The 11,298-nt window shown below is 69.9% G+C and carries 10 protein-coding genes; 7 read left to right on the top strand and 3 right to left on the bottom strand.

Features of this window, described 5'->3' with window-relative positions:
- A partial coding sequence (locus ACFO3Q_RS14570; protein ID WP_377005460.1) for a hypothetical protein occupies positions 1–609 on the bottom strand: 609 nt, incomplete at its 3' end.
- A 79-nt stretch (positions 610–688) separates the two neighbouring features.
- Here ACFO3Q_RS14570 and ACFO3Q_RS14575 point away from each other — a divergent pair.
- Together ACFO3Q_RS14575 and ACFO3Q_RS14580 are read left to right on the top strand one after the other, a co-directional pair.
- Entirely contained in the window at positions 689–937 is a 249-nt protein-coding gene (locus ACFO3Q_RS14575; RefSeq protein WP_377005461.1) for a type B 50S ribosomal protein L31, read from the top strand.
- 246 nt (positions 938–1,183) lie between these two features.
- A complete protein-coding gene (locus ACFO3Q_RS14580) occupies positions 1,184–2,446 on the top strand; it encodes a citrate synthase (RefSeq protein ID WP_377005526.1) in 1,263 nt (420 codons plus the stop codon).
- Between the two features lie 78 nt (positions 2,447–2,524).
- Here the strand turns inward: ACFO3Q_RS14580 and ACFO3Q_RS14585 are convergent, their stop codons facing one another.
- Positions 2,525–3,181 carry a hypothetical protein gene (locus tag ACFO3Q_RS14585; RefSeq protein ID WP_377005462.1) on the bottom strand — a complete coding sequence of 219 codons (657 nt, stop codon included), beginning with the start codon at positions 3,179–3,181 and terminating at the stop codon, positions 2,525–2,527.
- Positions 3,182–3,308: 127 nt separating this feature from the next.
- Positions 3,309–5,873, bottom strand: coding sequence for a penicillin-binding protein 1A (locus ACFO3Q_RS14590; RefSeq protein WP_377005463.1), 2,565 nt, complete (start codon positions 5,871–5,873; stop codon positions 3,309–3,311).
- Positions 5,874–6,157: 284 nt separating this feature from the next.
- On the opposite strand from ACFO3Q_RS14590, the gene ACFO3Q_RS14595 reads away from it, so the two are divergent.
- The 5 genes from ACFO3Q_RS14595 to pilQ are packed head-to-tail and all read left to right on the top strand — an operon-like array spanning position 6,158 to position 11,264.
- Positions 6,158–7,216: a pilus assembly protein PilM gene (locus ACFO3Q_RS14595; protein WP_377005464.1), complete on the top strand. Its 1,059-nt coding sequence runs from the start codon at positions 6,158–6,160 to the stop codon at positions 7,214–7,216.
- Positions 7,216–7,833, top strand: a complete 618-nt coding sequence (locus tag ACFO3Q_RS14600) for a PilN domain-containing protein (RefSeq protein ID WP_377005465.1) — start codon at positions 7,216–7,218, stop codon at positions 7,831–7,833. The genes ACFO3Q_RS14595 and ACFO3Q_RS14600 overlap by 1 nt, the downstream gene beginning before the upstream one ends.
- Positions 7,830–8,489, top strand: a complete 660-nt coding sequence (locus ACFO3Q_RS14605) for a type IV pilus inner membrane component PilO (protein WP_377005466.1) — start codon at positions 7,830–7,832, stop codon at positions 8,487–8,489. The genes ACFO3Q_RS14600 and ACFO3Q_RS14605 overlap by 4 nt, the downstream gene beginning before the upstream one ends.
- A 13-nt stretch (positions 8,490–8,502) precedes the next feature.
- Positions 8,503–9,012: a pilus assembly protein PilP gene (locus ACFO3Q_RS14610; protein WP_377005527.1), complete on the top strand. Its 510-nt coding sequence runs from the start codon at positions 8,503–8,505 to the stop codon at positions 9,010–9,012.
- Between the two features lie 17 nt (positions 9,013–9,029).
- On the top strand, positions 9,030–11,264 hold the full coding sequence (gene pilQ / locus ACFO3Q_RS14615; protein ID WP_377005467.1) for a type IV pilus secretin PilQ: 2,235 nt from the start codon (positions 9,030–9,032) through the stop codon (positions 11,262–11,264).
- Positions 11,265–11,298 lie beyond the last annotated feature (34 nt).

The following is an 11,298-nucleotide window of genomic DNA, read 5'->3' on the forward strand; positions in this document are numbered from 1 at the left end:
GGCAGCGGCGCGGCGCCAGGCCGCGGCCGCGGCCAGTGCGGCGGCCTCGCGCTCGGCGCCGCCATCGCGCTCGTAGGCCGCCTGGGCGGCGGCCGCGGCATCGCGCTGGCGCGCCTCGGCGTCGGCCAGTGCCGGATCGACGCTGGAGCGACTGGCAAGCACCTCGCCGAGCGCCGCGCCGGTCTGGGCCAGGGCGGCGCGCGCGGAGTCGTATTCCGCCTGTACCTGTGCGCGGCGCCGCTCCAGCGGCGCGACGGCGTCGGTGGCGGGCTGGCGGCGGCGCCAGGCGGCGAACTCCGCCTCCGGATCGGTCCGGAGCTGGCCTTCCAGCGTGGCGACCTCGCGCTCCGCGCGGTCCGCCTCCTCGCGCAGCGCGTCTGCGTCGGCGCGCGCGGCGTCCGCGGCCTCGCCGTCCTGCCGGGCGCGGTCCAGCAGCGCCTGGACACGCTCCACCGCCGCGGCGTCCAGCCCGCTGCCGGGCAGCGCGTCCGCACTGCGTGCGACCGCGTCGGCGACGGCGGGAGGCAGCTCCGGCGCGTCGCCCTGCGCATGCGCACGGGCCGGCAGCAGGGCAAGGAGCAGCAGGACGGAGGCGAGGGCGGGGCGCATACCGAGGAGGCTGGCCGGGCTTGCACGGCGCGAGCCAGGCACAGTATCATGTTCGTCTTTCTTTGCAGGGCCAGCCGCCATGAAGGCCGATATCCATCCCGAGTACCGGAGCGTGGTCTTCCAGGACCTGTCCTCCGATTTCAGCTTCCTCACCCGCTCGACCCTCTCCAGCAAGGAGACGATCAAGTGGGAGGACGGCCAGGAATACCCCCTGATCAAGCTCGACATCTCGTCGCACTCGCACCCGTTCTACACGGGCAAGCAGAAGATCATGGATACCGGCGGCCGCGTCGATCGTTTCCGCAAGCGTTACGCCGCCAAGGGCTGATCGCCCACCGCGTCGCCCCGAACACCCCGCTCCGGCGGGGTGTTCGCGTTTGTGGTGCCTGCGGGACGGCCTGTAGCGCCGGCTCTCCTCGCGTCACGCATGCGGACCCGTATGCGATAATCCTGCGAATCAGCCGGCAGCAGCGGGCTGGCGTATCCATGATCCGTGTGCTGCCGGATGCGCGACGCGCTCCGGAGGCCGCGGCCTCAAGAACAGGAGACTTCCGTGGCAGATCAGCAGAGCGTCGTGCTCACCGACACCACCGGCAAGAATGTCGAACTTCCCGTCCTGCGCGGCACGCTCGGCGCCCCGTGCGTCGGCGTCGCCAAGCTGCCGAAGGAGACGGGCAACTTCACCTACGACCCCGGCTTCACCGCGACCGCGAGCTGCCGCAGCGCGATCACCTACATCGACGGCGACGAGGGCGTGCTGCTGTACCGCGGCTATCCCATCGAGCAGCTGGCGAAGCACTCGAGCTTCCTCGAGGTGGCTTACCTGCTGATGCACGGCGAGCTGCCGGACGCCAGGCAGTTCTCGGACTTCGAGCACGACGTCACCCACCACACGATGATCCACGAGGCCCTGAAGAGCTTCCTGCAGGGCTTCCGCCACGACGCGCATCCCATGGCGATGCTCGCGGGCGTCATCGCGTCGCTGTCGGGCTTCTACCACGACGGTCTCGACATCGAGGACCCGGCGCAGCGCCGTCTCGCGGCCATCCGCCTGATCGCCAAGATGCCGACCATCGCCGCGGCGGCCTACCGCTACTCGATCGGCTGGCCGATGCGCTATCCGCGCAACAACCTCGAGTACACCAACCGCTTCCTGCACATGATGTTCGAGGTGCCGTCCGAGCCCCTCGAGCTGCCGCCCGTCGCCGCCAAGGCGCTGGACCTGCTGTTCATCCTGCACGCCGACCACGAGCAGAACGCCTCGACCTCGACGGTGCGCCTGGTCGGCTCGACCGGCGCCAACCCCTACGCCTGCGTGGCCGCCGGCATCACCGCGCTGTGGGGCCCCGCCCATGGCGGCGCGAACGAGGCCGTGCTCAAGATGCTCGAGGAGATCGGGCGGCCGGAGGATGTCGCCAAGGCCGTGGCCCGCGCCAAGGACAAGGACGACAGCTTCCGCCTGATGGGCTTCGGCCATCGTGTCTACAAGAACTTCGACCCGCGCGCGACGATCATCCGCGAGACCTGCCACCAGGTCCTCAAGGAGCTGAACGTCGACGACCCGCTGCTCGAGGTCGCGATGCGCCTGGAAGAGGCGGCGCTGAAGGACGAGTACTTCGTCCAGCGCAAGCTCTACCCGAACGTCGACTTCTACTCGGGCATCATCTACAAGGCCCTCGGCATCCCGACCGAGATGTTCACGGTGATGTTCGCGATCGCGCGCACCGCCGGCTGGGTGTCGCACTGGCTGGAGCAGCAGGAGGACCCGGAGAACAAGATCGGTCGTCCGCGCCAGATCTACACCGGCGCCGCGAGCCGCGACTACCCGGCGAAGTAAGGCCGCCGCGGATGTCGAACAGGAACGCCCCGGGAGACCGGGGCGTTCTCGTTCGCGCGGAAGGAAAGAACGGCGCGATCAGTCCTCGTCGTTCGCGCTGGCGTACTGGGCGATCTCCTCCTCCGCCAGCAGGGTCTCCAGCGCCGCGAGCGAGGCGCGGCGCATGGGGCGGCCCGCGACCGGGTCCAGCGGCGCCTGGCGCAGGACCGCGCGCGGCAGGACGGTCAGGTCGAACGGCAGGTCCTCCGCGGTGAAGGTCCAGACCGGCGCGTCCGCCTCGCGCTTGCGGTCGAGACGGATCCGGCGTGCGCCTTCCTCGGCGGGCACGCCCTGCTCCAGGAGGTAGCGGGCCACGGCCTCCGGCTCGTCCGCGAACAGATGCAGGCAGACCGGGCTGTACGCGTCGGCCGTGCCCTCCAGCACCGCGCCGACCAGGCGCGGGTCGAAGCGGGCGAAGAAGTGCATGGCGCGTGCCGCGGCCTCCCGTCGCGTCCGCAGCAGCTCCGGCTGTTCGTGCCCCCGGAACAGGCGCTGGTGCGTGCGCAGCGCCTCCTCGATCTCGACGTTGCGCGGCAGCGAGGCGTCGTCGTGGATCCCCAGCCGCGCGGCGGCCTTCATCTTGGCCTGCCGGAAGTCGCGGATGCCGTCGCTGGACATGATGCGTGCCGCTTCGGCGGCCAGCCGCTGGCGGCGTTCGCGGATGCGTGTCTCTGCGTGCTTGCGTGCGTGGTGCATCGCGATCTCCCTCGTGTCCGGCGGCCGACTGCAGGCTTCCCCATCCGGCGCGATGCCGGCGTGCAGGTGCGGCCGTGCGTCCGGCCGCCCGTGCGGGTTCGACCCGCCGGCGGCCGGCGGGTTCCCGTCAGAAGATGTCGAAGGCTTCCTGCTCGCTGGTCGAGGGATAGCTGTCGTAGCCGCGCGTCGCGAGCCGCTCGAGGTCCTCGGTCTTGAAGAACTCGCGCAGCGCGCCCGGCGTGCCGGCGCCGACCGGGTAGCCGCTGCCGCGGTCGACGTAGGTCGGCACGAGGCCCTGCGGCACGCGCTCGTCCTCGACCGGACGGCCGTCCAGGGCCACGCGCATGTAGTCGATCCAGATCGGCAGCGCCGCGCGGCCGCCGTACTCGCGGAAGCCCAGCGTCGTGAAGTCGTCCATGCCGACCCACACGGTGGTCACGAGGTCGGCGCCGAAGCCGGAGAACCACGCGTCGCGGTGCTCGTTGGTCGAGCCGGTCTTGCCGCCGATGTCCGGGCGCTCGAGCACGCGCGCCGCCGTGCCGGTGCCGCGCTGCACGACATCGTGCATGAGCGAGGTCACCTGGAAGGCCGTGCGCTCGTCGATCGCGCGCGGTGCGAGCTGCACGTAGGGCGGGCCGACGAACTCGGCCGCGGCGCGGCGGTCCTCCTCGGTGATGGGCGGCAGCGCCGGCGCGGCCGGCATCGTCTCCTGCGCCTCCGCGACGTCGGCCGTGGCCGGGCGCGGCGCGGCGCCGAGGTCGAAGCCGTCCACCTCGCCGCCGAAGGACATCCCGCCGCCGGCAGGGCCGAGGTCGAAACCGTCGACGATGGTGGAGGTAGAGGTCTCCAGCACGCGCCGCTCGAAGCAGTCCCGGCAGGCGACGGCCGGATGCGTCCTGGCGATGAGCACCCCGTCGCGGTCGTAGATCCGCTCGATGAACCACGGATCCACGAGGAAGCCGCCGTTGGCGAAGACCGAGTAGCCGCGGGCGACGGTCAGCGGCGGCACGGAAGTCGTGCCCAGCGCCATCGTGAGGTTCGGCGGGAGGCCCTGCTCGGGGAAGCCGAAGCGCGCCACGTACTGGCGGGTGAAGTCCACGCCGAGGGCGTCCAGCACGCGTACGGAGACCAGGTTGCGCGACTGCACCAGGGCCTCGCGCAGGCGCATCGGCCCCCGGAACTGCCCGTCGTCGTTCTGCGGGCTCCACACCCTGCCGGTCCAGCGGTCGTTGAAGACCACCGGTGCGTCCAGGACGATCGAGGCCGGAGTGAAGCCGCGCTCGAAGGCCGCCGCGTACACGAAGGGCTTGAAGGCCGAGCCCGGCTGGCGCTGCGCCTGGGTCACGCGGTTGAACTTGTTGGCCGCGAAGCTGAAGCCGCCGACCAGCGCGTGCAGCGCGCCGTCCTCGGGGCGCAGCGAGACCAGCGCCGCCTGGGCCTTGGGGACCTGCGCCAGGACGTAGCTGTCGGCGTCGCCCCCCGGCTGCAGCCGGATGATGTCGCCGCGCGTGAACAGCTGGCGCGGCGCGCGCCGCGTCCAGCGCACGGCGTCGCTGCCGAGCTCGACCTCGCGTCCGTTGGCCAGCATCACCCGGGCGCTGGAGGCGCCCGACTCGAGCACCAGCGCGGGCAGCAGGCCGCCGACCGAGACCGCGCCGCGCAGGTGGGCGCGCAGCACGGCCGGGTCGTCCTCGCCCTCGGGCAGCTCGACCCGGTCCTCGGCCCCGCGCCAGCCGTGGCGGCGGTCGTAGTCCAGCAGCCCGCCGCGCACGGCGAGGTTGGCCGCGTTCTGCGCCTTCGCGTCGATGGTGGTGTAGACGTGCATGCCCTGGTTCAGCACGTCGCCGCCGTAGCGGTCCACCATGGCCTGCCGCACCATCTCGGCGACGTAGGGCGCTTCGACCTGGACCGGCGGCTCGTGCGGTTCGGCGTCCATCGGCTCGGCCTGGGCGGCCGTCATCGCCGCGCGGTCGATGAAGCCCAGCTCGTGCATGCGCACCAGCACGTAGTTGCGGCGGATGAGCGCGCGCTCGGGATTGGTGATCGGGTTGCCGCTGGAGGGGAACTTCGGGATCGAGGCCAGCACCGCGGCCTGGCCCAGGGTCAGCTCGTCCAGGCGTTTGCCGTAGTAGAACTCGGCGGCCGCGGCCACGCCGTAGGCGCGGTTCCCGAAGAAGCCCTTGTTGAGGTACAGCTCGAAGATCTCGTCCTTGGTCAGCTCGCGCTCCATCTTGAGCGCGGTGAGCATCTCCATCAGCTTGCGGCTGTAGCTGTACTCGGAGCTCAGGAAGAACTGCCGCGCGACCTGCTGCGTGATGGTGCTGCCGCCGGGGACGCGGGCGTCGTCGGTGGTCGCCAGCAGCCAGATCGCCCGGCCGATGCCGCGCCAGTCGAGGCCCTGGTGCTCGTAGAAGCGCGCGTCCTCGATGGCGATGAAGGCCTGCTTCACCTGTTCCGGCACGTCCCCGATGCGCACCGGGTAGCGGCGGAACTCGCCGAACACGGCGATCAGCTCGCCGTCGCGGGCGTACACGCTCATCGGCACCTGGAGCTCCACCTCGCGCAGGGCCTGCACGTCGGGGATCCGCGGCGAGATCAGCCAGTAGGCGACGGCGAGGGCGAGGATGCCGGCGAGCAGGAGCGCGAGACCGGCGTACAGGGCCAGCCGCAGCCAGCGGACGAGTCGGGACATCTAAGGAGACCAGTGGTTGCGGGGCGGAACGGCCCGAGAGTATAGATCGGCCGGGGGGAGGCTCCCACGAAGGGCGTCGCATCCGCGAAAATGCGAAGCGGCGCACGAAGCACGCAACTTGCATGCTGCCTAATGGCGCCCGGGGCTGTACGGTTTGCGCGCCGCGCCATCGTTAAGACGGTGGTTGCCAAGCGATAAAAAACCGTTATCTAATGTATGGACGCACCAAGCCCGCATAAGCGCTTGAGTGCGAGGGGAATGCGCAGCGCGCTAGGGGAAATGCCGTGGCTCTGTTCGGAAACAGTGCGCCACCCCTCGTCGGGGTGGACATCAGCTCGACTGCCGTAAAGGTCCTGCAGCTCAGCCAGGCCGGAGGCCGCTACCGCGTCGAGCACTATGCGGTGGAGCCTCTGCCGCCCAACGCCGTGGTCGAGAAGAACATCGTCGAGGTCGAGGCGGTGGGCGAGGCGATCAAGCGCGCGATCGCGCGCGCCGGCACCCGGGCCAAGCACGCCGCTGCCGCGGTCGCGGGCTCGGCGGTCATCACCAAGGTCATCCCGATGCCCGGGAGCCTGGACGAGGACGAGATGGAGGCCCAGATCCAGGTCGAGGCCGCCAACTACATCCCGTATCCGATCGAGGAAGTCAGCCTCGACTTCGAGGTGCTGGGCCCGGTGCCCAACAATCCGGAGATGGCGCAGGTGCTGCTCGCGGCCTCGCGCTCGGAGAACGTCGAGGTGCGGTCCTCCGCGCTGGAGCTCGGCGGCCTCACCGCGAAGGTGATGGACGTGGAGGCCTTCGCGATGGAGAACGCCTTCAGCCTCATCGCCAACCAGCTTTCCGTCCCGAAGGACGCGATCGTGGCGCTCGTCGACGTGGGCGCCACCATGACCACGCTCAACGTGCTGCGCAACCAGCGCAGCATCTACACGCGCGAGCAGGTGTTCGGCGGCAAGCAGCTCACCGACGAGGTGATGCGCCGCTACGGCCTTTCCTACGAGGAGGCCGGGCTGGCCAAGCGCCAGGGCGGGCTCCCGGAGAGCTACGGTATCGAGGTGCTCGAGCCGTTCAAGGAGGCCATGGTCCAGCAGGTCAGCCGTCTCCTGCAGTTCTTCTACGCCGGCAGCGAGTTCAACCGCGTCGACCAGGTGGTGCTCGCCGGCGGCTGCGCCTGCATCGGCGGCATCGCCGAGATGGTCGAGGCGCAGCTCGGCGTGCCGACCAAGGTGGCCAACCCGCTGGCCGACATGTCGCTGGGCTCGCGCGTGCAGGCCCATGCCCTCGCGCAGGACGCGCCTGCGCTGATGATCGCCGCCGGCCTCGCGCTCAGGAGCTTCGACTGATGGCACGGATCAACCTGCTGCCGTGGCGCGCCGAGCGCCGCAAGCAACGGCAGAACCAGTACCTGGCCATCCTCGGTGGCGTCTTCTTCGCCTCGCTGCTGGGCGGCTACCTGCTGGTCAGTGTCTACGACGGCCGCATCGACCGCCAGAACGCGCGCATCGCCTACCTCCAGAACGAGATCACCCAGCTCGACGCGCAGATCCGGGAGATCGAGGAGCTGGATCGGCAGAAGGCGCGCCTGCTCGACCGCAAGCGCGTGATCGAGGAGCTGCAGGCCAACCGCTCGCAGATGGTGCACCTGTTCGACCAGCTGGTCCGGACGATCCCGGACGGCGTCCAGCTGCTGTCGATCAAGCAGAACGGCGAGAACCTCACGCTCGAAGGCCTCTCCCAGTCGAACGCGCGGGTCAGCGCCTACATGCGCAGCCTGGACGCCTCCGGCTGGATGACCTCGCCGGACCTCGCCGTCATCGAGGCCAAGGGCGACAACCCCGGCCTGCCGTACACCTTCTCGCTGCGCGTCAGGCTGACCAGCCCGCAGAAGGAAGCGGAAGCGGCCGGGCTGGAGGAGGGTGATGTCGTGGATGCCGCCGACGGAACGGGAGCCGCGTCGTGAGCCAGCAGAAGTTCAGCCTCAACAACCTCGACTTCAACAACGCCGGTGCGTGGCCCGCCTCGGTCAAGACCTTCTTCTGCGTGCTGATCGCAGTCGTCGTCCTGGCTGGCACCTGGTGGTTCTTCATCCGCGACAGGATCTCGACGCTCGAGACCCTGGAGCGCAACGAACAGGCCAAGCGCACCGAGTTCGAGACCAAGCAGGGACGCGCGGCCAACCTCGAGCCGCTGAAGCTCCAGCTCGCGCAGATGGAACAGATGCTGCAGCAGATGCTGCGCCAGCTGCCCAGCCGCACCGAGATGCCCGACCTGATCGTCGACATCTCGCAGACCGCGCTGGCGGCGGGCATCACCAACGAGCTGTTCCAGCCGCAGCCGGAGATCCCGCGCGAGTTCTACGCGGAGAAGCCGATCTCGCTGCGCATGGTCGGCAGCTACCACCAGTTCGGCGCCTTCGTCAGCGGCGTCGCGTCGCTGCCGCGGGTGGTGATCATGACGATGCACGACATCTCGCTGAAGCCGCGGGACGCCGGCCGGGGCGGCATCAGCAGCGGCAATCTCATGCTCGAGGGAACGGTGAAGACCTACCGCTATCTCGACGAGGACGAGGCGGCCGCGCAGGTCGCCACCGATACCACTGCAGGGGGAGCGCGCTGACATGCGTTTCAGGATGATGCACGCGTGTCGTGCGGGCTGCGTGGCGCTTCTCTGCGTGCTCGCGAGCGCATGCTCGGGGCCCGAGGGCGACCTGCGGGGCTGGGTGGCGGAGGTGAAGGCGCGGCCGGCGCCGCCGCTCGAACCGCTGCCGGTGATGCAGCAGTTCGAGACCTTCGAGTACGCGGCCCAGGGGCTGCGGGATCCGTTCACTGCGCCGCTCAACGAGCGCGACGGCGGGGGCAGCGGCCCGCGCCCCGACCCGGACCGGCGCAAGGAACCGCTTGAGGCGTTCCCGCTGGACTCGTTGAAGATGGCGGGGACCATCGGTGGGGGGAGCGGGTTGATCGGGCTGGTGACGGCACCCGACCGTGTCGTGTACCGCGTGCGCCAGGGGAACTACCTCGGGCAGAGCGACGGTCGCGTCACCGAGGTGCGCGAGGACCGCATCGACATCGTGGAACTGGTACCGGATGGCGCGGGCGGCTGGCTGGAACGTCCAGCATCCATCGCCCTTGAAGATTAATGATTGGGGAAAACACGATGAGCGCATGGAACATCGATCGCCGCACGCGCCAGGGTAGCGGGCTTGGCCGCGCCGTGCGATCGGCCTTTCTGGCCGCGGTACTGGCCGCTGCCGCCACGCCGGCCTTCGCCGACGGGACGCTGCAGGACGTCAGCTTCGACGCAGGCGCCAGCGGCAGCGTCGACATCCGCCTGAGCTTCGACCAGGCGCCGACGGAGGTGCAGGCCTTCACCACGGACAATCCGCCGCGCATCGCGATCGACCTGCCGAACGTCAGCAACGGCTTCGACGCGCGCCGCCTCGCCGTGGGCGCCGGTGCGACCAGCGCCGTGTCGACCGCCGAGGCGAACGGCCGTACCCGCGTGGTGGTGGATCTGTTCCGGCCCGCGACCTACGAGACCCGCGTCGAGGGCAACAACCTCATCGTGTCCGTGCACGGCGGCCGCGCCAACAGCACCGCACCGGCGCTCGCGAATCCTGCCGACCCGGCCAAGCGCCTGCCGGCCGCCGTGGCGGTCTCGAACATCGACTTCCGCCGCAGCGAGAACGGTGCGGGTCGCCTGATCCTGCGCTTCGACGGCGACGGTGCCGCCGCCGACCTGCGCAACGACCGGGACAGGGTCGTCCTCGACCTGGCCAACGCCAGCCTGCCGGCGACGCTGCAGCGTCGCCTGGACGTGACCGACTTCGCCACGCCCGTGCGCACCATCGAGCCGCGTCCGCACAACGGCGGAACGCAGCTCGTGCTGAACACCGCGGGCGCCTACGAGTCGCTCGCCTACCAGACCGGCAACGAGTACATCGTCGAGGTGACGCCGCGCGCCCGCGAGGAGGCGCCGGTCGCCGCACGCGCCGGGCGCCAGGAGCCCACCTACTCGGGCAACCCGGTCACCTTCAACTTCCAGGACATCCCGGTCCGCACCGTCCTGCAGCTGATCGCGGAGGAGTCGAACCTCAACATCGTCGCCTCCGACTCGGTGCAGGGCAACGTGACCCTGCGCCTGGTCAACGTGCCGTGGGACCAGGCCCTGGACATCGTGCTGCGCGCCAAGTCGCTGGACAAGCGCCGCGATGGCTCCGTGGTCTGGGTGGCGCCGCAGGCCGAGCTCGCTTCTTATGAGCAGGCGCGCGAGGACGCCCGCATCGCCCTCGAGCAGCGCGCCGAGCTGGTGACCGAATACATCCAGGTCAACTACGGCAACGCCGAGGACATCGCCAAGCTGCTCACCGACGAGAGCAAGACGGGCCAGAGCGGCGGTGGTCAGGGTGCAGGCGGTACGGGCAACGACCGCGGCTTCCTGTCGGCCCGCGGCAGCGTCAGCTTCGACCGCCGCACCAACACCCTGCTCGTGGTCGACATCCCGAAGAAGATCGAAGAGATCCGCAGCATGGTCGAGCTGCTCGACCGCGCCGTCGACCAGGTGCTGATCGAAGCCCGCATCGTGGTCGCGAGCGAATCGTTCTCGCGCGAGCTGGGCGTACGCTTCGGCGTTGCCGGGCGCGAGGCCAACGACAACAACGTGATCGGCATTGGCGGTTCCGGCTCGCAGAACAGAGGGAACCTCGAGGTCACGCCCAACGCGCCGATTCCCGGCACGGGCGTGGTCCCGCGGAACCCGCGGAACTTCGAGAACCCCATGGGTGGCGGCTACAACGTCAATCTCCCGGTGTCCTCCGCCGCGGGCGCGATGGCGTTGAGCATCCTCGGCGACAACTACCTGCTGGACCTGGAGCTCAGCGCACTGCAGCAGGAGGGGCGCGGCGAGGTCATCTCCAACCCGCGCGTGATCACCAGCAACCAGCAGGAAGCCCTGATCAAGCAGGGCGACGAAGTCGGCTACGTCACCCTGCAGCAGAGCGGCGGCGGCACCGGCAACTTCACCGTCGAGTTCAAGGAAGTGGTGCTCGAGCTGCGCGTGACGCCGACGATCACGCAGGACGGCCGCGTCTTCCTCAACATGTCGGTCAAGAAGGACGAGCTGCTCGGCTTCACCGAGACGCCGCTCTACCGCGTGCCGAACATCTCCAAGCGCGAGGTCAACACCGCGGTGCTGGTCAACAATGGCCAGACGGTCTCGATCGGTGGCGTGTACGAGTTCTCCACCCGCGAGGATGTCAGCAAGGTGCCGTGGCTGGGCGACCTGCCGTTCTTCGGCAACTTCTTCCGCAACCGCAACCGGAGCAACGACAAGGCCGAGCTGCTGATCTTCGTGACGCCGAAGATCCTCGACATCGGGGAAGGGGTCCGCTGAGGCCCGTGCCGCAATGGGAACCGGGGCCGCGCAA

It is taken from the genome of Coralloluteibacterium thermophilum (genome assembly GCF_042654365.1).
Lineage (GTDB): Bacteria > Pseudomonadota > Gammaproteobacteria > Xanthomonadales > Xanthomonadaceae > Coralloluteibacterium > Coralloluteibacterium thermophilum.